Annotated in this window: 26 protein-coding genes; 3 read left to right on the forward strand and 23 right to left on the reverse strand. The window is 70.2% G+C overall.

Annotated elements, in window-relative coordinates; all coding sequences use genetic code 11:
* Positions 1 to 29: 29 nt before the first annotated feature.
* Entirely contained in the window at positions 30 to 986 is a 957-nt protein-coding gene (locus tag JOD65_RS21185) for a ketopantoate reductase family protein (RefSeq protein ID WP_191194647.1), read from the forward strand.
* Positions 987 to 1,079: 93 nt separating this feature from the next.
* On the opposite strand, the gene rplQ is transcribed toward JOD65_RS21185, so the two are convergent.
* From rplQ to JOD65_RS21240, 11 genes are all read right to left on the reverse strand, one after another.
* The gene (rplQ, locus tag JOD65_RS21190; protein ID WP_191194646.1) at positions 1,080 to 1,679 is read right to left on the reverse strand and encodes a 50S ribosomal protein L17; all 600 of its coding nucleotides are present in this window, start codon (positions 1,677 to 1,679) and stop codon (positions 1,080 to 1,082) included.
* A 114-nt stretch (positions 1,680 to 1,793) separates the two neighbouring features.
* Positions 1,794 to 2,810 (reverse strand): DNA-directed RNA polymerase subunit alpha, encoded by a 1,017-nt coding sequence (locus tag JOD65_RS21195; protein ID WP_129474471.1) that lies wholly within the window; start codon positions 2,808 to 2,810, stop codon positions 1,794 to 1,796.
* Positions 2,811 to 2,935: 125 nt separating this feature from the next.
* The gene (rpsD, locus tag JOD65_RS21200; RefSeq protein WP_191194645.1) at positions 2,936 to 3,544 is read right to left on the reverse strand and encodes a 30S ribosomal protein S4; all 609 of its coding nucleotides are present in this window, start codon (positions 3,542 to 3,544) and stop codon (positions 2,936 to 2,938) included.
* Positions 3,545 to 3,572: 28 nt separating this feature from the next.
* Positions 3,573 to 3,968, reverse strand: coding sequence for a 30S ribosomal protein S11 (rpsK, locus tag JOD65_RS21205; RefSeq protein ID WP_010831742.1), 396 nt, complete (start codon positions 3,966 to 3,968; stop codon positions 3,573 to 3,575).
* 64 nt (positions 3,969 to 4,032) lie between these two features.
* Entirely contained in the window at positions 4,033 to 4,407 is a 375-nt protein-coding gene (rpsM, locus tag JOD65_RS21210) for a 30S ribosomal protein S13 (RefSeq protein WP_036490072.1), read from the reverse strand.
* A 145-nt stretch (positions 4,408 to 4,552) separates the two neighbouring features.
* Positions 4,553 to 4,666, reverse strand: a complete 114-nt coding sequence (rpmJ, locus tag JOD65_RS21215) for a 50S ribosomal protein L36 (RefSeq protein ID WP_004008316.1) — start codon at positions 4,664 to 4,666, stop codon at positions 4,553 to 4,555.
* Positions 4,667 to 4,698: 32 nt separating this feature from the next.
* Positions 4,699 to 4,920: a translation initiation factor IF-1 gene (gene infA / locus JOD65_RS21220; protein WP_056599768.1), complete on the reverse strand. Its 222-nt coding sequence runs from the start codon at positions 4,918 to 4,920 to the stop codon at positions 4,699 to 4,701.
* Between the two features lie 202 nt (positions 4,921 to 5,122).
* Positions 5,123 to 7,597, reverse strand: a complete 2,475-nt coding sequence (locus tag JOD65_RS21225; protein WP_191194644.1) for a transglutaminase-like domain-containing protein — start codon at positions 7,595 to 7,597, stop codon at positions 5,123 to 5,125.
* Entirely contained in the window at positions 7,594 to 8,778 is a 1,185-nt protein-coding gene (locus JOD65_RS21230) for a DUF58 domain-containing protein (protein WP_191194643.1), read from the reverse strand. Before JOD65_RS21230 ends, JOD65_RS21225 begins: the two co-directional genes overlap by 4 nt.
* Before the next feature lie 5 nt (positions 8,779 to 8,783).
* Positions 8,784 to 9,755 carry an AAA family ATPase gene (locus tag JOD65_RS21235; protein WP_191194642.1) on the reverse strand — a complete coding sequence of 324 codons (972 nt, stop codon included), beginning with the start codon at positions 9,753 to 9,755 and terminating at the stop codon, positions 8,784 to 8,786.
* Positions 9,756 to 9,807: 52 nt separating this feature from the next.
* Complete coding sequence (locus JOD65_RS21240) at positions 9,808 to 16,083, reverse strand: Ig-like domain-containing protein (RefSeq protein ID WP_191194641.1); 6,276 nt, start codon at positions 16,081 to 16,083, stop codon at positions 9,808 to 9,810.
* Between the two features lie 176 nt (positions 16,084 to 16,259).
* On the opposite strand from JOD65_RS21240, the gene JOD65_RS24150 reads away from it, so the two are divergent.
* Positions 16,260 to 17,429 carry an FHA domain-containing protein gene (locus JOD65_RS24150; protein WP_191194640.1) on the forward strand — a complete coding sequence of 390 codons (1,170 nt, stop codon included), beginning with the start codon at positions 16,260 to 16,262 and terminating at the stop codon, positions 17,427 to 17,429.
* A complete protein-coding gene (locus tag JOD65_RS21250) occupies positions 17,426 to 18,889 on the forward strand; it encodes a serine/threonine-protein kinase (protein ID WP_191194639.1) in 1,464 nt (487 codons plus the stop codon). Before JOD65_RS24150 ends, JOD65_RS21250 begins: the two co-directional genes overlap by 4 nt.
* Before the next feature lie 27 nt (positions 18,890 to 18,916).
* Here JOD65_RS21250 and JOD65_RS21255 read toward each other — a convergent pair whose 3' ends face one another.
* The 12 genes from JOD65_RS21255 to rplE form a co-directional block, all read right to left on the reverse strand.
* The gene (locus JOD65_RS21255; RefSeq protein ID WP_191194638.1) at positions 18,917 to 19,948 is read right to left on the reverse strand and encodes a TerC family protein; all 1,032 of its coding nucleotides are present in this window, start codon (positions 19,946 to 19,948) and stop codon (positions 18,917 to 18,919) included.
* 204 nt (positions 19,949 to 20,152) lie between these two features.
* A complete protein-coding gene (map, locus tag JOD65_RS21260) occupies positions 20,153 to 20,977 on the reverse strand; it encodes a type I methionyl aminopeptidase (protein ID WP_191194637.1) in 825 nt (274 codons plus the stop codon).
* Between the two features lie 15 nt (positions 20,978 to 20,992).
* The gene (locus tag JOD65_RS21265; protein WP_191194636.1) at positions 20,993 to 21,568 is read right to left on the reverse strand and encodes an adenylate kinase; all 576 of its coding nucleotides are present in this window, start codon (positions 21,566 to 21,568) and stop codon (positions 20,993 to 20,995) included.
* Positions 21,569 to 22,864, reverse strand: coding sequence for a preprotein translocase subunit SecY (secY, locus tag JOD65_RS21270; RefSeq protein ID WP_191194635.1), 1,296 nt, complete (start codon positions 22,862 to 22,864; stop codon positions 21,569 to 21,571).
* Positions 22,865 to 23,054: 190 nt separating this feature from the next.
* The gene (gene rplO, locus JOD65_RS21275; protein ID WP_204811323.1) at positions 23,055 to 23,495 is read right to left on the reverse strand and encodes a 50S ribosomal protein L15; all 441 of its coding nucleotides are present in this window, start codon (positions 23,493 to 23,495) and stop codon (positions 23,055 to 23,057) included.
* A gap of 1 nt (position 23,496) precedes the next feature.
* Complete coding sequence (gene rpmD, locus JOD65_RS21280) at positions 23,497 to 23,679, reverse strand: 50S ribosomal protein L30 (RefSeq protein ID WP_056599717.1); 183 nt, start codon at positions 23,677 to 23,679, stop codon at positions 23,497 to 23,499.
* Entirely contained in the window at positions 23,679 to 24,299 is a 621-nt protein-coding gene (gene rpsE / locus JOD65_RS21285; protein WP_191194634.1) for a 30S ribosomal protein S5, read from the reverse strand. The genes rpmD and rpsE overlap by 1 nt, the downstream gene beginning before the upstream one ends.
* A gap of 46 nt (positions 24,300 to 24,345) precedes the next feature.
* The gene (gene rplR, locus JOD65_RS21290) at positions 24,346 to 24,729 is read right to left on the reverse strand and encodes a 50S ribosomal protein L18 (protein WP_191194633.1); all 384 of its coding nucleotides are present in this window, start codon (positions 24,727 to 24,729) and stop codon (positions 24,346 to 24,348) included.
* A gap of 1 nt (position 24,730) precedes the next feature.
* Complete coding sequence (gene rplF / locus JOD65_RS21295) at positions 24,731 to 25,273, reverse strand: 50S ribosomal protein L6 (protein ID WP_191194632.1); 543 nt, start codon at positions 25,271 to 25,273, stop codon at positions 24,731 to 24,733.
* 34 nt (positions 25,274 to 25,307) lie between these two features.
* Positions 25,308 to 25,727 carry a 30S ribosomal protein S8 gene (rpsH, locus tag JOD65_RS21300; RefSeq protein ID WP_191194631.1) on the reverse strand — a complete coding sequence of 140 codons (420 nt, stop codon included), beginning with the start codon at positions 25,725 to 25,727 and terminating at the stop codon, positions 25,308 to 25,310.
* A gap of 70 nt (positions 25,728 to 25,797) precedes the next feature.
* Positions 25,798 to 25,983, reverse strand: coding sequence for a type Z 30S ribosomal protein S14 (locus tag JOD65_RS21305; protein ID WP_011757321.1), 186 nt, complete (start codon positions 25,981 to 25,983; stop codon positions 25,798 to 25,800).
* Position 25,984: 1 nt separating this feature from the next.
* On the reverse strand, positions 25,985 to 26,551 hold the full coding sequence (rplE, locus tag JOD65_RS21310; protein WP_191194630.1) for a 50S ribosomal protein L5: 567 nt from the start codon (positions 26,549 to 26,551) through the stop codon (positions 25,985 to 25,987).
* Position 26,552: the final 1 nt, after the last annotated feature.

Consider the following 26,552-nt stretch of genomic DNA (forward strand, 5'->3'; position numbering starts at 1 on the left):
GGGACCGCCTTCCTCGTAGGGTCGAGGACATGAAGTACGTCGTGTATGGCGCCGGGGCCGTCGGCGGAGTCATCGGCGGCCACCTCCACCTCGCCGGGCTACCGGTCACCCTCGTCGCGCGAGGTGCTCACCTGGAGGCGATCCGGTCCGAAGGGTTGGTGCTCGACGCCGGTGACGGACGGCACCCCATCGACGCCCCGGTCACCGACACCGCAGCGGAGTTCGACTGGACGGACGACACCGTCGTGCTGCTGGCGGTGAAGTCCCACCAGGCAGCGGTCGCCCTCGCCGACCTCCGTGCCCACGCCCCCGCAGACGTGCCCGTCGTCTGTGCCACCAACGGCATCGCGACCGAGGCCGCCGCGCTGCGGCTGTTCGCGAGGACGTACGCCGTCTGCGTCATGCTCCCGGCGACCCACCTCGAGCCCGGCGTTGTCGTGGCGGGGTGCCACCCGACGCCGGCGATCCTCGACATCGGCCGCTTCCCCGGTGGCACGGACGCCACCACCGCGGCCGTGTCCGCCGACCTCCGTGCCGCGGGGATCGAGTCGGAGGAGCGCGCCGACATCATGGCGATAAAGCGCCGCAAGCTCGTGATGAACCTCGGCAACGGCGTCGACGCGTCGTTCGCCCAGGGCGACGCCGCCGACGATCTCGCCGAGCGGGCCCAGGCCGAGGGCGAGCGGGTCCTGGCCGCGGCCGGCCTCACCGTCGTCCCCGCCGAGGAGGACCGCGAGCGGCGTGGCTCGATCCTGCAGCGCCGCCCCGACCTCGAGCGTCGCGGCGGCTCCACCTGGCAGAGCCTCACCCGCGGCACCGGCGACTCCGAGATCGACTACCTCGCCGGCGAGGTGGTGCTCCAGGGTCGCCTGCACGGCGTCCCCACGCCCGTCAACGGCGCCGTGGTCGCCGCCACCCGCCACCTCGCCGCCACCGGCGGTGCTGCCCGCAGCCTCGACGCCGCCGAGGTCCTCGCCCGCCTCTGAGCCTCGGGCGGTGGGTGCCGTCCAGCGGTGCCTCCGGACGCACGAAGGCCCGCCACCCCAGCGGGGTGACGGGCCTGCGTTGCGGACCTGGGCTCAGGCCTTGGAGTCGTCTGACTCCTCGGCAGCCTCGGCGGCGGCCTGGTGCTCCTCGGCAGCAGCCTCGTGCGCCTCGGCGGCGGCCTCGTGCTCCTCGGCAGCGGCCTCGTGCTCGGCGGCAGCAGCCTCGTGCTCCTCGGCAGCGGTCTCAGCCGTGGTGTCCTCGACCGGCTCGTCGGACGCGGGCGCCGGAGCGGCAGCGGCCTGGGTCTTCTTGGTCGAGGGAGCCTTCGGGCTGTAGGCCTCGGTCACCAGCTCGATGACCGCCATGGGGGCGTTGTCGCCCTTGCGGGGGCCGATCTTGGTGATGCGGGTGTAGCCACCGGGACGCTCGGCGAAGGTCGGCGCGATCTCGGTGAACAGCGTGTGCACGACCGACTTGTCGCGGACGGTCTTGAGGACCTCACGACGGTTGTGCAGGTCGCCGCGCTTGGCCTTGGTGATCAGCTTCTCCGCGACCGGGCGCAGCAGGCGCGCACGGGTCTCGGTGGTGGTGATCCGGCCGTGCTCGAACAGGGCGGTGGCCAGGTTCGAGAGCATCAGGCGCTGGTGGGCGGGGCTACCGCCGAGGCGGGGACCCTTCTTGGGCTTGGGCATGTGGTGCCTTCCTTCTCTCGGGCCGTGTCAGGTACCCGGGTAGACGACCGGCTCAGACATTCGACTGAGCCCGGTCGGTTTGGTGGTACGACCCTCGTGGTGAGGGCCGGGAGGTCAGAGCTGCTCGTCCTCGATGAACGCGTCGTCGTCGTCGTCGCCGTAGGCGGCGAGGGCGGCGTGCGGGTCGAAGCCGGGAGCGCTGTCCTTGAGCGAGAGGCCCATCTCGACGAGCTTGGCCTTCACCTCGTCGATGGACTTGGCGCCGAAGTTGCGGATGTCGAGCAGGTCCTGCTCCGAGCGCGAGATGAGCTCGCCCACGGTGTGGATGCCCTCGCGCTTGAGGCAGTTGTAGCTGCGGACCGTGAGCTGCAGGTCCTCGACCGGCAGGGCCAGGTCGGCGGCCAGCTGCTCGTCGACCGGCGACGGGCCGATGTCGATGCCCTCGGCCTCGACGTTGAGCTCGCGGGCCAGGCCGAAGAGCTCGACGAGGGTCTTGCCGGCCGAGGCGATGGCGTCGCGGGGACGGATCGACTGCTTGGTCTCGACGTCGATGACGAGCTTGTCGAAGTCGGTGCGCTGCTCGACACGGGTGGCCTCGACCTTGTAGGTCACCTTCATGACCGGGCTGTAGATCGAGTCGACCGGCATGCGGCCGATCTCGTTGTCGGCGCCCTTGTTCTGCACGGACGAGACGTAGCCGCGGCCGCGCTCGACGACGAGCTCCATCTCCAGCTTGCCCTTGTCGGACAGCGTGGCGATCTTGAGCTCGGGGTTGTGGACCTCGACACCCGCGGGCGGGGTGATGTCGGCGGCGGTGACGTCACCGGCACCCGACTTCCGCAGGTACATCACGACGGGCTCGTCGTGCTCGGAGGAGACGACGATGCCCTTGAGGTTGAGGATGATCTCGGTCATGTCCTCGGTGACGCCCTCGATCGTCGAGAACTCGTGGAGGACGGAGTCGACCTTGATGCTGGTGACCGAGGCACCCGGGATGGAGCTGAGGAGCGTACGACGAAGCGAGTTGCCGAGCGTGTAGCCGAAGCCGGGCTCGAGGGGCTCGATGACGAACCGCGAGCGGAACTCGTCGACGGTCTCTTCCGTGAGGGTCGGGCGCTGAGCGATAAGCACGGAGTTTTTCCTTTCCGGATCCACCCACTATTTGACGGATCCGAACCTGATGAGGTTGGCGGAGAAGAAGGAATGGGGACGAGCTGAGCCGGCGGTCGCCCGTGAGGGCGACCACCGGCGGTGGATCACTTCTTGGAGTAGTACTCCACGATCAGCTGCTCCTGGACCGGGACGTCGATCTGCGCCCGGACCGGGACCTGGTGGACGAGGACGCGCATCCGCGACGGGATGACCTCCATCCACGCAGGGGTGACGCGCTCGCCGTGGGTCTCACGGGCCACGATCAGCGGCGTGAGCTCGAGCGACTTCTCGCGCACGTCGATGATGTCGTGGTCGGTGACCTGGAAGGACGGGATGTCGACCTTCTTGCCGTTGACCAGGAAGTGGCCGTGCGTGACGAGCTGGCGGGCCTGGCGGCGCGTCCGGGCGAAGCCGGCGCGGTAGACCACGTTGTCGAGGCGGCACTCGAGGAGCTGCAGGAGGTTGTCGCCGGTCTTGCCCTGGCGACGGCTGGCCTCCTTGTAGTAGCGGACGAACTGCTTCTCCATCACGCCGTAGGTGAAGCGAGCCTTCTGCTTCTCACGGAGCTGCAGGAGGTACTCGGACTCCTTGATGCGACCGCGACCGTGCTGGCCGGGGGCGTAGGGACGCTTCTCGAAGGCAGCGTCGCCGCCGACGAGGTCGACACCGAGACGGCGCGACTTGCGGGTCATGGGACCGGTGTAGCGGGCCATGTTTCAGTCTCTCTTTCTCAGTCTCGGGTCAGACGCGGCGGCGCTTGGGCGGCCGGCATCCGTTGTGCGGGGTGGGCGTGACGTCCTGGATGGTGCCGACCTCGAGGCCGATGGCACCCAGCGACCGGATGGCGGTCTCACGACCCGAGCCCGGGCCCTTGACGAAGACGTCGATCTTCTTCATGCCGTGGTCCATGGCGCGACGGCCGGCGGCCTCGGCAGCCATCTGGGCGGCGAAGGGGGTGGACTTGCGCGAGCCCTTGAAGCCGACGGTGCCGGCAGAGGCCCACGAGATCACCGCGCCGGTCGGGTCGGTGATGGTGACGATGGTGTTGTTGAACGTGCTCTTGATGTGGGCTTCGCCCTGAGCAATGTTCTTCTTCTCCTTGCGGCGGACCTTGGTCGCGCGGCTCTTGGGAGGCATTCACTAACTCCTGATGAGGTCTGGTCTGGAAGCTTCGGTGACGAGGATCAGCGCAGGGCGCCGATCACTTCGCCTTCTTCTTGCCGGCGACGGTGCGCTTGGGGCCCTTGCGGGTGCGCGCGTTGGTCTTGGTGCGCTGGCCGCGGACCGGGAGGCCCATGCGGTGGCGGCGACCCTGGTAGCTGCCGATCTCGATCTTGCGGCGGATGTCCGCCTGGACCTCACGTCGGAGGTCACCCTCGATCTTGAAGTTGGCTTCGATCTCGTCGCGAAGCTTGACCAGCTCCTCGTCACCGAGCGTGTGGACCCGGGCGTTCGGGTCGACACCGGTGGCAGCGAGCAGCTGCTGGGAGCGGGTACGGCCGATGCCGTAGATGTAGGTGAGTGCGATCTCGATGCGCTTGTCGCGCGGGAGGTCAACACCAACGAGGCGTGCCATGTGGCGGTTCCTTGTCTGTCTCGCAGTGGTTTCTGGTCGTGTCGCGTCCCATCCCGCCTCGGGTGGGCCCCGGCCATTGCTCCGGAGGTGACTTTCGGTCAGGCGGTGCCTGGCCTAGCGATCACGTTGTGGGGTGGTGCTGGTCTCAGCCTTGCCGCTGCTTGTGGCGCGGGTTCTCGCAGATGACCATGACCCGGCCGTGACGGCGGATGACCTTGCACTTGTCACAGATGGGCTTGACGCTCGGGTTGACCTTCATGTCAACGATTCCTTGCTACTCGGCTGGCAGTGTCACTTGTAGCGATAGACGATCCGACCCCGCGTGAGGTCGTACGGCGAGAGCTCCACCACGACCCGGTCCTCGGGGAGGATCCGGATGTAGTGCTGTCGCATCTTGCCGCTGATGTGCGCGAGCACCTTGTGCCCGTTGGCCAGCTCCACGCGGAACATGGCGTTGGGAAGGGCCTCCACGACGGTGCCCTCGATCTCGATCACGCCTTCTTTCTTCGGCATGTCCTCCACAATCTGTTGTCTCGTTGTCTACCGTGGCCCGGGAACCGCCCGGCACCTGCAAGCAAGTGGCCGGTGGACCTCGTGAGGCGATCCGGGGAACCTCTTCCCGGGCACGCGCGCAAGCGTCTGGGACGATCACACGAGATTCCGGGCAGCCGCGAGGCGCCACGAAACACAGCCCACGTTGGGCCGACGCACCAGTTTAGTCAGGCGTACGTCGAGAACGCCAATCAGCGAGCCCGCGCAGCCGTCGGGCCGCCGCCGGGACACGCCCGGGCGCGGGGGTCGGCTCCGCGACGTCGGTGGTCGGCCGCCGATCCGCGTCGCGCGCCGACCTGGACGTCGTACGCCGCAGCGAGCGGAGGCTGGTCGCGGCCCGGAAGCGCTGCCAGCGGCCGACCTCCTGCGACATCGCCCGCCGCTCGGCGTCGACCGACTCCCAGTAGGTCGTGGCCGCGGCCACCTCGGGCGTGCTCGGGCCGAAGACGAAGCCGTCGGCGCGGCGGGCCAGCGTGCCGGCCTCGCCGGACACGATGCCCGCCGACTGCTCGCGCCGGGTGACCGTCGGTCCCAGCGGCACGGGCTGGCCCAGGTCGCGGGCGTGGTCGACGAGCTCGCGCCAGGCGCCGACGAAACGAGCCGAGGCCGAGGCGGCGCTGCGACGTCGGTGCCGACGCCACGCCTTGAGGCCGACCACGGCGGCCAGCAGCAGGGCGGCGGCCAGCAGCGGGAGACCGACGTAGGTCACCACCGTCCCGACCCACGACGGGAGGCCCGGGATGATGCCGTCCTCGTCCTCGTCGGCCTTCTTCTTGCGAGTGGCCTTGCGTTCCTTCAGGTCGGCGTCGCTCTGCTCCCCCGCGTCGGACGGCGGCGGGATCGGGTTGGGCGGCGGGATGACCGTCCCCGACATCGGGGTGTTGGTCTCGGGCACCTGGTCGGCCGGAGGCGTGTCCGACATGAAGGCCTCGGTCGGCAGCGTCTTCCACGACCCGTCGGCGGCGCGGAGCTCCACCCAGGCCGACACGTCCTTGCCGGCGACCCGCCCGCCCTCGGGGACGACCGCGCCGAGCACGACGCGGGCGGGCACACCGATGTCGTTGGCGATCAGCGCCATGGTCGCGGCGTACTGCTCGTCGTTGCCCACGATCTGCGGCGCGTTGACGAACTCGTCCGACAGCCGCCACGCGCTGTGGCCGGCGACGTAGATGCGCTCGGTGCGGCCGATGCCGTCGGAGTACTTGCCCTCCGAGCGCAGGTGCTCGGCGGCGGCCAGCACACGGTCCATCGGGTCGGTGCCGGCGTCCTCGGTCCACTTCTCGGTCGGGCCCTGGATGAACGCCGCACCTGCCGGCAGGGGCGTCAGGTCGGCGGACCCGACGGTCTCCTCGCTGAGCTCGTCGTCGGGCTGGACCGCCGTGAAGGAGTAGCTGTCGCCGCGCTGCATCCCGGTGGGCACGACAGCGGTGGAGGTGGCGAGGTTGTAGCGGAACACCTCGGCCTTGGCGCGTGCGTCACCGGTCTGGAAGTCCAAGGACCGGAGGGCGCCGACGGTGGGCAGCCACACCCCGCTCCACCCCTCGCCGAGGGTGACGGTCGCGTCGACCTCCTCCCCCTCGACCGGGTTGTCGATGGTGGACGACACGCGCTGGAAGGAGTCGTCGGCCTGGCCGGGCAGCGCGTCGTCGGTGGCGCCCCACACCATCCCGTCGTAGCGGTCCATGGCCGCGAACCGCACCCGCGCCCCGGCGGGCACCCCGTCGATGTCGAGCAGCGTCTTGTCGTAGACGTTGGCCGGGTTGGGCTCGCCCTTGAGGTCGACGTACTTGCGGAAGCCGGCGAGCGGCGAGGGGTAGCGGCCGATGTCGAAGGGCGGCTCGACCCAGTTGCGGGCCACCGCGCGCTCCGAGTCGTCGCCGACGAGGAGGGCGCTCGCCGGATGGGCGAGGAGCGCCGCGAGGCCGAGCATGACGACGGCCCCCACCACGCGGACGTACGACGTGCTGCCACCGTGCACCGCGGCACTCGCCCGGCGGGCCCGGATCGCCAGCCAGGCCAGGGCGAGCGCGGTGAAGACGGCGCCCTGCACGACCAGCGACTCGGGGTGGCGGACCCCCAGCAGGATCGCTCCGGAGAGGACCACGGTCATCCCGGCGACGGGCAGCAGGGCGGCCAGCCAGGCGCGGCGGACCGGGAGGTGGGCCAGCGTGCTGCCGACGAGTCCGGCGACCATCCCTGCCAGCCACGGCAGCACCAGCAGCGGCCCGTCACCGTCGACGGGCGGCAGCGTGGTCAGCAGGTCCTTCCAGCCGAAGATCGCCTGGTCCGCGACCCGGGCGAGGGTGCCGGCACCGGGCAGCGTGTAGGTGTCGCCCAGGGAGCGCAGGCAGAGCGGTCCGCCGAGCAGGAAGAAGAGGACGAGGCAGATGACGACCGCGGAGATCACTGGCCAGCCGGCGGCGCGGGTCAGGTGGGTCACCAGGATCGCGATCACCGTGCCGAGCAGTCCGACCACGAGGTAGGCCGACCCGGTGAACGACGAGCCGAACGCCGTCAGCGCCACCGCTGCCAGCGCGAGGGTGAAGCCCAGGTCGACCCACGAGTGGCGGTCGGGCAGCAGCGCGTGCGGTCGTACGCGGGTGCGGGTGCCCGTCGTGGAGGAGCCGCGCGCACTCATCGAACGCTCCAGCGCAGGAGACCGCCGAGGTCCTCCTTGGCCGCGAGGTGGAGGACGGGCAGGCCACCGGTCTCGGTGACGCGGCTGTTGCCCTCGGGGTCGACGACGATGCCGAAGCGGCGCACCTCGGGCGGGAAGGCTGCCGAGGAGCGGAGCAGGTCGGTGAACGGCGACTCGCTGCCGGCGACGAAGAACGCGAGGCTCGTGTCGGGAGCCAGCATGCTGGCCTGCCGCCCGGACTCGACGAGGCCGCGGTCGCCGAAGTCGGCGCGGCAGACGGCGTCGAGCGCGAGGTGGCCGTCGGAGCCCGACGAGGCGTGGGTGCCGCACACGAAGGACACGTCGAACTCGTCGAGCACCGCCCGCACCGCGATCGACGCCGCGACGGCCATCGCCGTCTCGAAGTCCTCCGGGTCGGACCACGAGTCGAGCCGGTCGTCGACGACGATCGTGGCGTGGCTGCGGCGGGTGTCGAGGTACTGGCGCACGAGCAGGGCCGACTCGCCGCTCGCGGCCATCACCTTCGCCGACGACCGCCAGTGGATGTGGCGCAGGTCGTCACCGGGGACGTACTCCCGCAGGGCATGGAACGCCAGGTCGCTCTGGCTGACGGCGTCGGTCGAGACCCCTTCGAGGTCGCGGAGCAGTCCGGCGCCGAGCGACTCCAGGGGCACCAGGTGCGGACGCACGAGCACCTCGCGCACCGGCGTCCAGACCACGTCACGGGAGAAGATGCCCACCGGGTCGCCGCGACGGGTCATCGCCGGACCGACGGCGATGACGCCGCGCCGCTCGGTGCGGATGGTGAACGACTCCTCGTGGGTGGCCCCGGGCGCGAGCGAGCTGATGCCATAGCGGTGCACGGCCGACCCGACGGGGACCTCGAGCGTCGTCGGGACCAGGCGCGAGGACGCGCGGTTGACCACCAGGACGCCCGCAGCCACCGACTCCCCCGCCGCCACCCGCTCGGGCTGGAGCCGCAGGTCGACCGACACGGACGTGCGGCCGAGGAGGAACGGCAGCGCGAGCACCATCAGCACCAGGCAGCCCGTGCCCAGCACCGCCAGCTCGCGCCACTGCGCGAAGACCGCGACCAGGAGCGCACCCAGGCCGAGACCGAGGACCAGCCAGCCGATCGGCTTGATGACCTCGAGCGCGCCGTTCAACCGCTGCCGGATCAAGGCGGTCAGGCCCCCACGCGGTCGGTCGGCGGCGCGACGCCGTCGAGCAGGCGCGAGATCACCGTCTGCACGTCGACGCCGCTGAACTGCGCCTCGGCGTCGAGCAGCAGCCGGTGCGAGAGCACCGGCTCGGCGAGGTCCTTGATGTCGTCGGGCACCACGTGGTCGCGACCGTCGGCGGCGGCCCACGTCTTCGCCACCCGGACGAACGCCAGGCAGCCGCGGGGCGAGAGTCCGAGCTTGACGTGCGGCTGCCGGCGCGACTCCTCGGCGAGCTCGGCGACGTAGCCGACGACGGCCGGGTCGACGTAGACCTCGTCCGCGAGGCCACTCATCTGCGCGATCGTGGCGGCGGTGATCACCGGGGTGACCAGGGCTGCCCGGTCACGGACCGCCGCGTTGTTGAGCAGCTCGACGGTCGCCTGGCGGTCCGGGTAGCCGACCGAGGTCTTCATCAGGAAGCGGTCGAGCTGGGCTTCCGGCAGCCGATAGGTGCCGGCCTGCTCGATGGGGTTCTGGGTGGCGATCACCAGGAACGGCTTGCCGACCGGGTGGGCCACGCCGTCGACGGTGACCTGGCTCTCCTCCATCACCTCGAGCAGCGCCGACTGCGTCTTGGGCGAGGCGCGGTTGATCTCGTCGGCCAGCACGATCGTGTGGAAGATCGGGCCGGGGTGGAACTCGAAGGTGCCCTTGTGCTGGTCGTAGACGGTGACGCCGGTGACGTCGGAGGGCAGCAGGTCGGGGGTGAACTGGATGCGGGCGTGGCTGCCCTGCACGGTGTTGGCCAGCGCCCGGGCGAGCATCGTCTTGCCGGTGCCGGGGAAGTCCTCGAGGAGGATGTGCCCCTCCGACAGCAGGCAGGTCAGTGCGAGCCGGACGACGTGACGCTTGCCGAGGACTGCCTTCTCCATGTTGTCGGTGAGCTGGTCGAAGGTCGACCTGAACCACTCGGCCTGTTCGTGGCTGATCGTCAAGAGGTGCTCCTGGTGGTGTGGGAGGGGTCGATGGGTGCCGGGCGCGCGACCGTCACGGCGGCCAGGAGAACGTGGTGGTGGAGACCTTGCCGAAGGGACCCCGTCCGACGCACCGCACGGTCACGTTGCCCGAGGGGTAGTACCACGGGGACAGCTGCGTGGCGGATCCGCTGAAGGTGGGGCCGAAGTCGATCTCGCTGCCGAACCTGTTCGGGAACTGGTCGTTGTTCACCCCGCACCTGACCGACTCGTAGAAGCCCGACACGGTGACCTCCACGAAGCCGCAGGTGGCGACGTCGCACGGCGGGTCGTTGCCCTTGGCGCAGTTGTTGCCCGGGTCCGCGTCACCGTCGTTGCATACCAAGCCCTTTCCGGCGCTCACCCCGGGCTCGGGCACACCACTGCGTGCCGACTGGCTCTTGTACGCCTCACCGCGTCCGCCGGGCGACGGGTCGCGCAGCCAGACCTGCAGGTTGACGTCCTGGGCGAAGTCGTCGGTGGTGATCGAGATCGCCTCGCTGAAGCTCCCGACGCCCGCCAGGTCGCGGACCTGGTCACCCCCGCCGTTGATCCGGTAGACGAGCTGGGCAGGGTCGCCGTTGCTGGAGCCCGTGACCGTCCAGGTGACCGTCTTCCCACTGACCGCGGGGGCCCCGAGGTCGTTGAGCATCCCGTCCAGTCGGCCGTAGGTCTGGACGTTCTGCACCCCACTCAAGGTGCACCCGGCGGGTGCGTCTTCGTTGCACACGCGCAGCTGCACCTGATAGGGCTGCTCGTTGCCCGGCGACTGGAAGCGAGTGACGTTGGTGCCGGTCTGCCGGCCGAAGGTCTTGACCACCGACCCGGCGACCAGGATCTCCACCTTGCTCGTGGTGCCGCGCGAGTCCGGGACCGTGTAGCGCACCTGCGCCTCCTGGCTGGCGCCCGTCCCGATCAGCTCGAACGAACCCCACGGCGCGGGACGACCGACCGCCTCGATCGGAGTGCCGGGACTCGGCTGGGAACGCTTGCCCGGCTCGTCACCTGGCTGGTTCGCCGCGACCACCGTGTAGGTGTAGGTGAGGCCCTCGTAGGGCACGCCGGCGTGGGTGCAGGTCAGCGACGCGAGCCGCTGGCAGCCTGGCACGGTCCCCGAGGTCACTCCGTTGTTGTAGCTGACCGTGTAGACGGTCGGGCCGGGGCCCTCGGGCGGCACCGCCTGCCAGGCCACCCGGATGCTGGTCTGCTGCGCGCCGGACTCGAGGTCGGTCACGGCCGGCGCGGCGGGCGCCGGCGGCGTGCCGAGGGGCTGCATCTCCCCTGACGTGCGAGGCAGCGAGTAGCCCACCTGGTTCTGCGCCTTGATGGTGAACGTGTACCGCAGGTTGTTGTCCAGCCCGGTGACGGGGAACGACGTCGAGCTGCCGGCGACGACCACTGGGCCGCCTCCCGGCCACGTGATGGTGTAGTCGAGGATCCGCGACGTGTTGGTCGGCGGCTTGTCCCACGCGATGGTGATCTGCCCGTCGTCACGACCGATCATCCGGATGTCCTGCACCCGGCCGGGCTGCGTGTCGGCGCGCGCCGAACGCGACAGGTTGCTCCAGTCGCTGCCGCCCACGCGGTTGAACGCCTGCACGCGGAAGCTGTAGTTGCCGCCGCTCTTCAGCTTGCGGAAGACACACTCGTTGGTGTCGCACCGCTGCTTGGCGCCGGTCTTCTCCTCGCGCACCATGTAGGAGGTGACCGGGGCCCCTCCGTCGTCGTCGGGCGGCGCCCACCCCATCTTGATGGTGCCGACCTCGTCGGACAGCGGGTAGGGCCGCGGCTCGCCGGGCGGGGAGGGCGTGCCGATGACCTTGAACGCGATCCGTCCGTCGGCGGTGCGCGAGGACGGCGGGTTGCTGTCGGAGACGTCGCTGACGACCAGCCGGAACACTGCCTCCGCACCGCGCGTGTCGCGGTCCGCCGTCAGCGTGAGACGGCTGCCGTCGACGCTCGCCTTCACCCCGGGCGACCCGGTGTTCTGCACGGTCACGATGGTGGGCTCGGGGTTGGCGACGCCCGCCTCGAGGTAGGCGCGCATGTCGTAGGTCCGGCTCTGCCCGGCCTCCATGGTCTCGACACTGATCGGCGAGAGCCGCGGCGGCGGGGCCTCGGCCAACCGGAAGCGGATCTCCTGCGTGTTGCTCTCACCCGCGCGCACGACGAGGACGGCCTCACCGCCCTCGGTCGCGGTGTCGGACGCCGTGACCGCGACGACCGCGCCCTGGGGGCTGCTGACGTCCACGCCGTCGACCGCCTGGCTCCACTCCGCGGCGAAGTCGAGTCCGTCGGCGTCGCGGGGGTCGACGGTGAAGACCGTGCAGTAGGAGGCGATGTCGAGGTCGTAGCGCTGGCCGGCCGACATCGGGATGACGCTGGTGGGGCACTCGAGCGAGGGGGTGTCGTCCCCGACGACCACCGGGATGGAGAGGATCGCGGTGACGCCGTCGTCGGTGGTCGTGGCGTCCTCGTTGCCGCTGGCGTCGGTCGCGGTCGTGACCTCGACGAGGACTGAGCCCGGCCCCCGGAAGCCGGCCGGGGCGGACAGGCTGAAGCGGTTGTCGCCATCCGGCCCGACGGTGAGCGCCTCAGGAGAGGCGGCGTAGGACCGACGGCCGGAGGCGAGCCGCACCTGGCCGCCGTCGGGCGCTGCGATGTAGTCGGAGACCTTGCCCGTCATGCTGTCGCCGGAGTCGAGCTCGATGAGCGACCCGGGCAGGACGTAGGGGAGGCCGTCGCCCGTGGGCGGGATGTAGACCGAGGCGACGGCGGTCGCCCCGGCGGCGTCGCGCACCTCGAAGGGCAGCACCTTCGGGGCCGGGCCGCGGTCCGCGCGCACCTGGACTCCATCGATCACCCGGGCCGACGGGTCACCGGAGACGTCGACGACCTCGAGGTCCTCGGCGGTGCCGTCGGGGTCGTAGGCGCCGTCGAGGACGTCGACGACGACGCTCCCGCTGTCGTCGGCCCGACCGAAGGCGTCGTAGACGATCGGCGGGTTCTCGTAGCCGTCCGCAGTGGTGAGCGTCATCGTCGCCCGGGACTCGTCGATGCCGTTGGTGACCCGGTAGACCAGCACCGTCGGCGGCGCCTTCGCGGAGTCGGGCGCGGGCACGGTGACCAGGTTGGTGTCAGGGTCGAGGCGGGCACCGTCGGGGCCGTCGAGGATCTCGACCTCCACCGAGTCGCCGGGGGCGATGAAGTCGTTGGCGAGCGGGTCGAAGGTCGCGGTGCGTCCCGGCTCGACCGTGAGCCTGTCCTCGACCGCGAGCGGCGGCTGCGGCTGCCCGAGCTCGACGACGGCGATCCGGACGGTGCCGGTCGCGAAGGCGCCCTGCGAGTCGACGACGGAGTAGGTGAACTCGTCCGTGCCGGCGGTGCGTGGGTATGCCTCGTACTCCAGGAAGTTGCCGCCGACGGACGAGATCCGGCCCAGCCTGGGCGCGGACGTGATGCCCGTGACCGTGACCGGGTCGCCGTTGCGGTCCACCCCCACACCGGGCACCCGGACCTTGACGGTGTCCCCGGAGACCACCCGGCCCTCGAGGGTCGGCGGCTCGGGCGCGTCGTTGGGGTCCTCGGCGGGCACCACGGTGACCTTGAGCGTGCCGTCCGCGCGCTTGCCCTCGAGGTTCTGGGCGACGTAGGTGACGGTGTAGGTGTCGCGTTCCTCGACCGCCTCGGGGGCGACGTAGCGCACCACGCGCCCGGACACGAAGGCCTTGCCGACGTCGCCCTTGACGTCGATCGGCGCCACCACGGCGAGCTGGCCGGGGGTGTCGCTGCTCGACAGGTCGTTGAGCAGGGTCAGTCGGTCACCGGCCGGGGACACGTCGTTGTCGAGCACGGGCGCGGCGACGGATCCCCCGGCCCGCACCACGACCTTGTCTCCAGCCGTGATGGGGGTGTTGTCGGCCGGCGCCGGGCGCTGGGTGACCACCACCTCCCCGCGCACACCGGAGCTTGCGCCGTTGCTGATCGTGTAGGAGACCGTCTGGGTCCGGGGTGCCAGGTCGGGCCGCGCAGCGGAGATCCGCAGCCAGCGGCCGTCCACGATCGCCACGTCGAGCTGGTCGGCCCGATCGCCCTCAGCACGCTGGACGACGAGGAGGCCGCCCGCCGGGTCGAGGTCGTTGGCCAGCACGTCGACGATGCCGGGCGCCTGCCCGTAGACGGTGAGGGTGTCGGGCATGGCGATCGGTTCCGCGGCGCGCTTGGGGCTCGCCTTGACGTCGACGCGGATCGTGCCCTGGTCGAGCGGGGCGTTGCCGAAGGCGGCGTCGTAGCTGAGGAAGTAGGTCCCGGCCCGCTCGCCGGTGAAGGTCAGCTGCCCGGCGTCGAGGTCGGTGACCACCTTGGCGTTGGGCTGCTCGGGCACCTTGCCGCCCAGCGACAGCTCGGCGTCGGTGGCGTTGGGGTCGGACCCGGGCAGGTCGTTGAGCAGCGGTCGGATCTTGATCGGCTTGCCGACCTCACCGCGTACGACGTCGGGCTCGGCCTGTGGCGCGTAGGCCTTCTGGTCCTTGGGCGCCTGCACCTGGAAGCTCATCGACTTCGTGACCGGGGCGGAGCGGCCGTCGGTGACGGCGAACTCCACGCGCACCACCTGGGCGCCGTCGGCGGGACCGGACGGGGCGGTGAAGCGGACCCGGCCGTCGGCCGTGGTGCGGGCGGCGGCTCCGGTCTCCTCCCCGCCCACGGCCTTCGCGGACTCGAGGAGCAAGGTGTCGCCGTCGCGGTCGTCGCGCCAGTCCCCCAGCACGGGGACGGCGAGCTCACCGCCGTGCGGCACCTTGTAGGTCGGCTTCTTCCACCCCTCCCGCGGGGCGGGTGCCTCGTTCTGCTCGGCGCCACGCACCGTGACGTCGACGGCCGCGTTGGCCGACAGGCCGTTGCGCCCGTCGTCGATGAAGTAGTCGAACCGGGCGGGCCGGGCGTCCTCGGGCATCTGCAGGACGAGCGTCTGGCCGTCGGGGCTGATCTCGACGCGCGCCCCGCCGGACGGCTGGTCCACGTCGACGATGCTCAGCAGGCGGCCGTCAGGGGCCGAGTCGTTGTCGAGCGGGTGGAGCACGGTCGTGCGCCCGGCGCGGACGCCGTAGGAGTCGGGCTTGGCACGCGGCGGTCGGCGGTCGGCCTCGGTCTGGTTCTCGTTCTCCTCGTCGTCGTCCTTGTTCTTCTTCTTCGACGTGAAGGCTTCCCAGTTGTCGATGCGGACCGGCGCGTCCTGCTGCACGTCCCAGACGGTGCCGCTGTTCGCGTCGTTCAGGACGATCTCGCCGCGGTTGACCCGGAAGGCGAGGCTGGTGGCGTTGCCGGCGAGGTCGTCCTCCATGACCTCCTGCGAGCCGCACTGCACGGCGACGGCGCCCAGGCCGCCGGACCAGGCACCGTAGACGCACGCTCCGAGGCGGACCGGCTCGACGGCGGAGGTGCCGGAGCGGTCGGACACGGTGGCGACGTCGCCGGACTCGAGGTCGACGCTCAGGAGCCCGTCGGGCGCGCCGACGAGCACCGCGTCGTAGCCGGGTCCGGGCTGCTGGAGCCTGCTGCCCGGCGTGACGGACGCGGTCGCACCGTCGACGACGCTGAGCACGCCGGCGTCGGCGTCGAGGGTCACGATGCGGTCGCCGACCGTCGTGACGTCGGACACCTGGCCAGCGTCGCCGGACAGGTCGCGGGTGCGCGGCTTGCGGAAGCCCGCGTCGGTCGGTGCGAGGGTCGTGACGGTGCCCTCCTCGGTGGAGGTCACCACGACCGTGCCCGACTGGCTGACCGTGAGCGCCGCGCCCTCGCCGGCCTCGGCGAGCGGCTTGGCCTGCCGGTCGACGGCGCTGACGACCGGCTTGCCGAGCTCGTCGTCGTAACGCACGGCCCACACCTCGCCGGTCTCGGCGTCCGAGGTGGCGAGCGAGCCGCCGGCCATGGCGACGTCGCCGGTGACCGGGATCGCGGCGGAGCCGCCGTCCTGGGCCTCGAGACGGCTCGTCTCGATCACCTGCCCCCGGCTGGTGCCGGCGTCGAGGGTCACCACGGCAGCGCCGTCCTGGACCACGTCGAGGCGGGCCTTGCCGTTGTCGCCGGGCACCACGCCGTCGAGCTGGTTGATCGGCTTGTTGAGCCGGCCCGACCAGCCCTTCTTGCCGTTGACCACCCAGACGCCGCCGTCGTTGAGCTCGGCCTCGTGCTTCTTGTAGCCGTCGGCGGACACGGCGTAGACGGCGAGGACGGTCGACGCGACCGCCAGCGCGACGCCGGAGGCGATGCCCGCCCGGTGTCGACGCAGAGCAGTCACACGTGCCACGCCAGTCCCCCTTGGCCCCACGGATGAGGTACGCCCGCCGCACACACCCAGAGAGGAGCGTATGTACGTCGCGGAGGTTCGGACAAGTTTCCGACAAATCGTGACCATGTGCGCGGGACAGGCGTGATGGGTGATGATGGCGGGGTGGGCGTGTACGAGGGGAGCCGACGTTGATCGTGGAAGCGCGGTACGCCAGCGGTGCTGGGGTGCTCGTCGGCAGTGGCGCGCACTGGGTGCTGCTCACCGACCCCGATGACGAGCGGGTGGTCCAGGAGATCTGGGAGGCGCTGTCGCTGACGGCGCCGTCCGGGGCCGGCGTCGCCGAGCGCGTGCTGGCCATCGCCGAGAAGGCGTTCGAGGGCGACCCTCCCGGGCTGGCCCTCGTCGACTTCACCTCAGGTGCGTCGACGACGCTGTCCCGCGGCGCCGGTCACGTGCGCCTCGCCGGGCCGGCGCGCGTGCTGAGCCTCGACGGCGGGGCGGATCCCGACGGCCTCGTCACGACCCGACGCCTCGTGGGTGGGGTGGTCGCCGCCGGCCGCGTCGAGCTGACACCCGTGTCTGCCCGCACCGCCCCCGTGCACCGCGCCGACGAGAGCCCGGCGCCCGCCACGGCCGCGCTGATCGACGGCATCCCCGACGCCATCCTCGCGGCCAAGGGTCCCGACGGCCCTCCCCCGCGCACCCGCGTACGCCCTCGGGTCGAGGACACCGGCTCGCTCGTCGACACCTCCGAGCCCGACCCGCTGATGATGCAGCGCATCGAGGAGGGGGCCCGCACCACGATCCGGCCCCCGACGACGCCGGCCGGCGCGGCGGAGCCCGACGACCACGACGGCGCCACGTCCCTGCGTCCCGCCCACCTGGCCCACGCCACCGCGCCGACGGTGCTCGCCGTGAGCTGCCCCCTCGGGCACCTGACTCCCCCGATCTCCCCGCAGTGCCGCGTGTGCCACCAGCGGGTGGCCCCGCAGGAGCCGCGGCGCGTGGACCGGCCGCCCCTCGGCGGTCTCCGCCTCCCCACCGGTGAGGTCGTGCCGCTCGACCGGGGCGTGATCCTGGGGCGCAAACCGGTCCCGGCCGAGGGCAGCACCGACTGGCCCCACCTCGTGCACCTGCCCGCCGACCACTCGTTCGTCTCGCGGCGCCACCTGCAGATCGAGCTCGACGGGTGGGACGTGGTCGCCCGCGACCTCGACAGCCGCGGCGGCACCACGTTCGCGCCCCCGGGCCGTGACCCGGAGCGCATGCGACCCGGCGACGCCTACGTGCTCGAGCCGGGCACGGTCCTCGACATGGCCCACGTCTACAGCGTCCGCTACGAGTCGGGGGCGGTCGCCCGGTGAGCGCACCAGTCATCCCGGGGTTCGCGTTCATCGAGCACCTCGGCAGCGGGGGCTTCGCCGACGTCTTCCTCTACGAGCAGCAGTGGCCACGCCAGCGCGTCGCGGTCAAGGTCGTACGCCCCGACGTGCCGCTGACCGACCGTGAGAAGTACCTGTTCACCGCCGAGGCCAACGCCATGGCGCGGCTGGCCGACCACCCCTACATCGTCTCGGTCATCACCGCCGGGGTCACGGCCGAGGGCGGCCGCCCGTTCCTCGTGATGCGCTACTGCCCCCCGCCGGACCTGGGCGTGCGGGTGCGCGCCAACCCGATGGCTCCGGTCGACGCGGTCTCGACCGGCATCAAGCTGGCGAGCGCGATCGAGACCGCGCACCGCTCCGGCATCCTGCACCGCGACATCAAGCCGAGCAACGTCCTCGTCACGACCTACCACGAGCCGGCGCTGACCGACTTCGGCATCGCCGGCCACATGGCCGACGTCGAGGGCGACAACGACGTCCGCATCTCCTATCCCTGGTCACCGCCCGAGCTGCTCGACGGACGGTCCAACGGCTCGATCGCCTCCGACGTCTACTCCCTCGGCGCGACCATCTGGCACCTGCTCGTGGGCAGGTCGCCGTTCTCCATCCCGTCGGGCGACAACTCCACCCGGGCCCTCAGCGCGCGCATCCTGCACGCCACTCCCCCGGCCACCCAGCGCCCCGACGTCCCGCCCGCGCTCGACCGGCTCCTCCAGCAGTGCCTGGCCAAGCGCCCGGAGCACCGGCCCGCCAGCGCCCTCGAGCTCGCTCGCGCGCTCCAGCGCATCGAGTCCGCAGCCGGCTGGGCACGGACGTCGGTGGCCGTGGAGGGCGACCGGCCCGACGCGTCGGTCAGCGCCTCCGAGGCGTCCGGCTCGTCCGGGACGCCTGGGTCGTCGGGCTCGTCCGCCTCGTCCGGCCCGGTGGGTCCGGCCGAGGACGCGACGGCGATGAAGCCCGTCACGGTGATCTCGGCGAGCGGTCCGCGGCGCATCGCGGCCCAGGACCCCGCGCCTGCGCTGCAGGACGGCGAGGAGGAGCGGGCCGGCGTGCCGGGCCTGGTGTGGGCCGGCGTCGGCGTCGCGGTGCTCACGCTGGTGATCGGCTTCCTCGTCCTCGGCGGCAACGACCGCGAGGAGGATCCCGGCGTCGTCGTGCCGACCGAGTCGCAGACGCCGGCCGACGTGATCCCCGACGTCCTCGTCGAGGCGGTGACGCTCACCGGGAGTCGTACGCCACGGGGCGTCCTGTTCGAGTGGCGCCCGCCCGTGACCGTCGAGGCCGGCGACTCGTTCAGCTGGCACCGCGACGACACCGACGAGTACGGCAGCACGTCCCGCAGGCGACTGCTGGTGCGCACCGACGAGCCGGTGTGCCTCGACGTGCGGATGACCCGCGGATCGGACAACTCGCCCAGCGCGAGCCAGTGCGTGTCCTGACCCGCGGGTCCCGACGTCAGGCGGCGGTCAGCCGTCTTCCCAGTCGCGGCGCGGGCCGGTGGACGCGTCCTGCTCCTCCGCGGACATCCGGCTCGAGGCCCACAGCGACAGCGCCGCGGTGATCGCCAGCGTCGCGACGATGACCACGAGCGAGAGCCAGATCGGGATCTCCAGCCACGCGTAGTCGAGGGGCTCGCCACCGTTGATGAACGGCAGCTCGTTCTCGTGCAGCGCGTGGAAGAACAGCTTGACGCCGATGAAGGCCAGCAGGAACGCGAGGCCGTAGGACAGGTAGATCAGGCGCTGGAGCAGGCCACCGATGAGGAAGTAGAGCTGGCGCAGGCCCATCAGCGCGAAGATGTTGGCCGTGAGCACCAGGTAGGGCTCCTTGGTGATGCCGAAGATCGCCGGGATCGAGTCGAGGGCGAACAGCAGGTCGGTCGTGCCGAGCGTGAGGATCACGATGAACATCGGCGTGATCATCTTCTTGGCGTTGTCACCACTGATCAGCAGCTTCTTGCCGTGCCACTCCGAGGTGGCCGGGAAGCGCCGCTCGACGAACGCGACGAGCTTGTTCTCCTCGAACTCGTCGTCCTCGTCCTCGGCGCCCTCCCTGGCGAGCTTGAAGGCGGTGTAGATCAGGAAGATGCCGAACAGGTAGAAGACCCAGCTGAACTGCTCGATCGCCGCGGCGCCGACACCGATGAAGATCGCGCGCATGACCAGCGCCATCACGATGCCGATCATCAGGGCGTACTGCTGCAGCTCCTTGGGCACGGCGAACTTCGCCATGATGATGATGAAGATGAAGAGGTTGTCGATGGAGAGCGAGTACTCCACCAACCAGCCGGAGAAGAACTCCAGACCGTGCTGGTGGTCCCAGGTGACCCACACGCCGATGCCGAAGAGGATGGCCATCCCGACGTAGATCGAGAGGTAGGTCGCACACTCCTTCATGCTCGGCTCGTGCGGCCGCCGGCCGACGATGACCAGGTCGAAGGTGAAGATCACGATCGTGACGGCGAAGGTCGCGATCCAGACCCAGGTGGGTACGTCCACGCTGATGCTCCTAGTGATGAGGCGAGATCGGTGTCCGCGCAGCGCACGGACGCCAGAGGTCTCTTCCGCTCGCGCTGATTCGGCGAACCAGTGGCACCGGGCCCCGCTCTCGCGGACGCCGTACTGACGACACCACTGTCAGGGAATACTCCCCTCCAACCGCGTCAGTCTGTCACGCGTCGCGGGGCGGGCGTGAAATCGAGGTCAGCGTCCGCCGAATGGGACGCCGAGGGCGTCGAGGCGGGCCCGGCCGCCGTCGACGGCCGTGAGCACCCAGGCACCCTGCGGGGTCACCGTGAAGGTGTGCTCGAAGTGCGCGGCGTAGGACCCGTCGACGGTCGCGACGGTCCACTCGTCCTCGAGCAGGTCGGTGTGCTTGCTGCCCAGCGTGACCATCGGCTCGACGGCGAGCGCGAGCCCTTCGACGATCGCGGGTCCGCGGCCGCGCCGGCCGACGTTGGGCACGTTGGGCGGCATGTGCATCTCGGTGCCGATGCCGTGCCCCGTGTAGTCCTCCAGGATGCCGTAGCGGCCCTGTGAGCGGACGTGGGTCTCCACGGCGTGGCTGATGTCGCTCACCCGACCGCCGAGGCGGGCGGCTGCCATGCCGCGCCACAGCGACTCCTCGGTCACCCGCAGCAGCTCGACGACGTCGTCGGCCACCTCGCCGACGGGGACGGTGATCGCGGCGTCGCCGTGCCAGCCCTCGACGATGGCACCGCAGTCGATCGAGATGACGTCACCCTCGAGGAGCGTGCGCTCGCCCGGGATGCCGTGCACCACCTCGTCGTTGACCGAGGCGCAGATCGTCGCCGGGAACGGCGGGTGGCTGTAGCCCTTGAACGACGGCACGCCCCCGTGGTCGCGGATGTTGGCCTCCGCGATGGTGTCGAGCTCCAGGGTGCTCACCCCCGGCCGGACGGCGGCGCGAAGCAGCTCGAGGGTCTCCCCCACGAGCAGCCCCGCGACACGCATCAGGTCGATCTGGTCGGGGGTCTTGATCTCGATCCCGCGGTCCCGGAACCCCATGGGCTGTGCCGGCCGTCAGCTCTGCGGGACGACGTCGAGGGCGTCGAAGATGCGGGTCGTGACCTCGTCGACCTCGCCCATCCCGTCGACCTCGACCAGGATCCCGCGCTCGCGGTAGACCCCGATCAGCGGCTCGGTCTGCTCGGAGTAGACCTCCTGGCGGCGCCGGATGACGTCCTCGGTGTCGTCGGCGCGGCCGTCGGTCTGGGCGCGCTGCAGCAGGCGCTGGACGAGCTCCTCCGGGTCGACCGTCAGCACGACGACCGCGTCGAGGCGGTGGCCGGTGAAGGCGATCATCCCGTCGAGCTCGGTGACCTGGGCCAGGGTGCGGGGGTAGCCGTCGAGCAGGAAGCCCGGCTCGGCGTCCGGCTCGTCGATGCGGTTGCGCACCATCAGGTTGGTGACCTCGTCGGGGACGTACTCCCCGGCGTCCATGAAGCGCTTCGCCTCGACGCCCAGGGGTGTGCCCTGGGAGACGTTGGCGCGGAAGATGTCACCGGTCGAGATCGCCGGGATGCCGAAGTGCTCGGCCACGAAGCGGGCCTGCGTGCCCTTGCCCGCACCCGGCGGGCCCATGAGGATCAGTCTCATCTACTTCAGGAATCCTTCGTAGTTGCGCTGCTGGAGCTGGCTCTCGATCTGCTTCACCGTGTCGAGTGCCACGCCGACCATGATGAGGATCGAGGTGCCGCCGAACGGGAAGTTCTGGCTGGCATTGATCATCGCGAAGGCGACGAGCGGGACCAACGAGATCGCACCGAGGTAGAGCGCTCCAGGGAACGTGATGCGGGACAGGACGTAGGACAGGTAGTCCTCGGTCGGCTTGCCCGCCCGGATCCCGGGGATGAAGCCGCCGTACTTCTTCATGTTGTCCGCCACCTCGACAGGATTGAAGGTGATCGAGACGTAGAAGTACGTGAAGAAGATGATCAGCAGGAAGTACGTCGCCATGTAGAGCGGGTGGTCGCCGCCGACGAGGTAGGTCCCGATGAAGTCGAGCACGGGGTTCTGGCTCTCGGGGTTGAACTGCACCGCCATCGCCGGGAGGTAGAGCAGCGACGAGGCGAAGATGACCGGGATGATGCCGGCCTGGTTGACCTTGAGCGGGATGTAGGTCGAGTTGCCCCCGAACATCTTACGGCCGACCATGCGACGGGCGTACTGCACCGGGATGCGGCGCTGGGCCTGCTCGATGAAGATGACGCCGGCCACGAGGAGGAGGCCGATCACCATCACGATGCCGAAGGTGACCCAGCCCTGGGAGGTCTGCACGCTCCACAGGGCCGCCGGGAAGGTCGCGACGACCTGGGTGAAGATGAGGATCGACATGCCGTTGCCGATGCCGCGGTCGGTGATGAGCTCACCGAGCCACATGATGACCGCGGTGCCCGCCGTCATCGTGATGACCATGACCAGGAACGTCGCGGTGCCGTCGTCGTGCAGCAGGTCGCGCGTGCAGCCCTGCAGCAGGGCGCCGCTGCGCGCGAGGGCGACGATGCCGGTCGCCTGCAGCACGGCCAGGCCCAGGGTCAGGTAGCGCGTGTACTGGGTGATCTTCGTCTGACCGGCCTGCCCCTCCTTCTTCAGCGCCTCGAGCCGTGGGATCACCACGACGAGCAGCTGCAGGATGATGGAGGCCGTGATGTACGGCATGATCCCCAGCGCGAAGATGGTGAGCTGGAGCAGCGCACCACCCGAGAAGAGGTTGATCAGGCTGTAGAGGCCACCCTCTTCGAGCTGATTGATGCACGCCTGGACGTTGGCGACGTGCACACCTGGGGTGGGCACCTGCGAGCCGAGTCGGAAGATCGTGACGATCAGCAGGACGAAGAGCAGCTTGCGCCGCAGGTCCGGAGTCCGGAAAGCGTTGGCGAACGCGCCTAGCACTGGTTCCTCTTTCGTATGGGCGCCCGACCAGGATCGGCGGGCGGACGAGAGACCCTCGCCGTCGTACGGCTGAGAGCCCGGGGAAGCCTAACAGTCGGGGTTCGACCCGCTTCCCCGCTCAACGACAAAGGCCCGGCCGACAGTTCCCACTGTGCGGCCAGGCCTTCACCGGATGAGCGAGATCGTGGCCTCAGGCCACGGTCGCGGTGCCACCGGCAGCCTCGATCTTCTCCTTGGCGGAGGTCGAGAACGCGTTGGCGCTGATCTGGACGGCGACGGAGATGTCACCCTGACCCAGGACCTTGACGGGCTGGTTCTTGCGAACGGCGCCCTTGGCCACGAGGTCGTCGACGGTCACGGTGCCACCGTCGGGGAACAGCTCGCCGAGCCGGTCGAGGTTGACGACCTGGAACTCCACGCGGAAGGGGTTCTTGAAGCCCTTCAGCTTGGGCAGGCGCATGTGGATCGGCATCTGGCCACCTTCGAAGGCAACCGGAACCTGGTAGCGCGCCTTGGTGCCCTTGGTACCGCGGCCGGCGGTCTTGCCCTTGGAGCCCTCACCGCGACCCACACGGGTCTTGGCGGTCTTGGCACCCGGAGCGGGACGCAAGTGGTGCAGCTTCAGCGTCATGTCACTCCACCTCCTCGAACGTCACCAGGTGACGGACAGTGTTGATCATGCCCCGGATCTCCGGGCGGTCTTCCTTCACGACGACGTCGCCGATCCGCTTGAGACCGAGCGAACGCAGGGTCTCGCGCTGGTTGGCCTTGAGACCGACCAGCCCGCGCTTCTGCTGGACCTTGAGCTGTGCCATCAGGACTGCACCCCCGAGGTCTCGGCCTGACCCTCGGCGCGCGCCTTGAGCAGCGCGGCCGGGGTGACGTCCTCGACGCGCATGCCGCGGCGGGCGGCCACGGCCTCGGGCTCCTCGAGCATCCGCAGCGCCTCGACGGTCGCGTGGACGATGTTGATCTGGTTGGACGAGCCGAGCGACTTGCTCAGCACGTCGTGGATGCCGGCGCACTCGAGGACCGCACGCACCGGGCCACCGGCGATGACGCCGGTACCGGGAGCGGCGGGACGCAGCAGGACGACGCCTGCGGCCTTCTCGCCCTGGACCGGGTGCGGGATGGTGCCCTGGATGCGGGGGACCTTGAAGAAGTGCTTCTTGGCCTCCTCGACACCCTTGGCGATCGCCGCGGGAACTTCCTTCGCCTTGCCGTAGCCGACGCCGACCATGCCGTCGCCGTCACCGACGATCACGAGGGCGGTGAAGCTGAAGCGACGACCACCCTTCACGACCTTGGCAACACGGTTGATCGCCACTACTCGCTCGATGTAGACAGACTTTTCGGCGCCGCCGCCGCGACGGTCGTCACGCTGACGTCGGTCGCCCGAGCCACCGCTGCGCTGTCCGCGCTGGGCTCCGCTCATGAGATGTGCTCCATATCTAAGTTCTCTCTCTGGTCGCGTTGAGCGATCAGAAGGACAATCCGCCCTCCCGGGCGGCATCGGCGAGGGCCGCGATGCGGCCGTGGTACTTGTTGCCGGCGCGGTCGAAGACGACGCCCTCGATCCCCGCGGCCTTGGCACGCGAAGCAACCAGCTCGCCGACCTTCTTGGCCTGCGTGGTCTTGTCGCCACCCGCGGTGCGGACGTCGGACTCCATGGAGGAGGCGTACGCCAGGGTGGTGCCAGCCAGGTCGTCGACGACCTGCACGGTGATGTGGCGAGCCGATCGGGTCACGACCAGGCGCGGACGCTCGGTGGTGCCGTTGATCCGCTTGCGGCCTCGCGCCTGACGACGCAGGCGTGCACGCACGCGCGTGGCGGTGTGCTTGTTGTTGCTCAGCGAGATAGCCATGTCACTTACCGGCCTTTCCGACCTTGCGGCGGATGTGCTCGCCGGAGTAACGCACGCCCTTGCCCTTGTAGGGCTCGGGCTTGCGCAGCTTGCGGATCTTGGCCGCAACCTCGCCGACAAGCTGCTTGTCGATGCCGACGACACCGAGCTTGGTCGGGCCCTCGACGGTGAAGGTGATGCCCTCAGGGGCGTCGAAGATGATCGGGTGCGAGTAGCCGAGCTGGAACTCGAGCTGGGTCGGACCCTTGGGGAGGACGCGGTAGCCCACGCCCACGATCTCGAGCTTCTTCTCGTAGCCCTCGGTGACGCCCACCACCATGTTGTTGATGAGCGTGCGGGTCAGGCCGTGGAGCGAGCGGCTGTTGCGCTCGTCGTCGGGACGCTGAACCTCGAGGACGCCGTCCTCGCCCTTGGCGACCGTGATCGGTGCGGCGATGGTGTGCGACAGGGTGCCCTTGGGGCCCTTGACGGTCACCAGCGACTGGTCGATCGCGACGTCGACACCGGACGGGACCGCGATGGGGAGCTTGCCAATGCGCGACATGCTTCTCTCTCTTCCTGGTCTCAGTTGGTCCGGGTCACCAGACGTAGGCGAGGACTTCGCCGCCCACGCCCTTCTGGTTCGCCTGGCGGTCGGTCAGCAGTCCCTGCGACGTCGAGATGATCGCGACGCCGAGGCCACCGAGGACCTTGGGCAGGCTCGTGCTCTTGGCGTAGACGCGCAGGCCCGGCTTGCTGATGCGGCGCACGCCCGCGATCGAGCGCTCCCGGTTGCGGCCGTACTTGAGCGTCACGGTCAGCGTCTTGCCGACCGAGGGCTCGCCCTCGGCGGTGACGTTGTCGGCGACGTCGTAGGAGGTGATGTAACCCTCCTGCTTGAGGATCTCCGCGAGGCCGGCCTTCATCTTGCTGTAGGGCATCGACACCGCGTCGTGGTACGCCTGGTTGGCGTTGCGCAGACGCGTGAGCATGTCTGCGATCGGGTCAGTCATCGTCATGATGTGGTTCTTTCTCGTCGTGGTTTCCCTCAGGCATCGCAGCCAGGGACCTTCAACGGGTGTGAGGTGATTACCAGGAGGACTTGGTGACGCCGGGGAGCTCGCCGCGGTGGGCCATCTCCCGCAGGCAGATCCGGCACAGGCCGAACTTGCGGTAGACGGCCTTCGGGCGACCGCAGCGCTGGCAGCGGGTGTAGCCGCGGACAGCGAACTTCGGCTTGCGGGCGGCCTTGACCTTGAGAGCAGTCTTCGCCATGTCAGTTCTCCTTGAACGGGAAGCCGAGCTGCTTGAGCAGCGCCCGGCCCTCGTCGTCGTTGGTGGCGGTGGTCACGATGGTGATGTCCATCCCGCGCGACCGGTCGATCCTGTCCTGGTTGATCTCGTGGAACATGACCTGCTCGGTGAGACCGAAGGTGTAGTTGCCACGACCGTCGAACTGCTTGGGCGACAGGCCGCGGAAGTCGCGGATGCGGGGAAGGGCCAGGGACAGCAGGCGGTCCAGGAACTCCCACATGCGGTCGCCGCGCAGGGTGACGTGCGCGCCGATCGGCATGCCCTCGCGCAGCTTGAACTGCGCGATCGACTTGCGGGCCTTGGTCACGGCCGGCTTCTGGCCGGTGATCGCGGTGAGGTCGCGGATCGCGCCCTCGATCAGCTTCGAGTCGCGCGCAGCCTCGCCGACGCCCATGTTGACCACGATCTTGGTCAGGCCGGGCACCTGCATGATGTTGGCGATGTCGAACTCGGTGCGCAGGGCGGGGACGATCTCCTCGCGGTAGCGCGCCTTGAGACGGGGAATCTCAGTGGTCTGGGTCTCGGCCATC

This window comes from Nocardioides cavernae (assembly GCF_016907475.1).
Taxonomy (GTDB): domain Bacteria; phylum Actinomycetota; class Actinomycetes; order Propionibacteriales; family Nocardioidaceae; genus Nocardioides; species Nocardioides cavernae.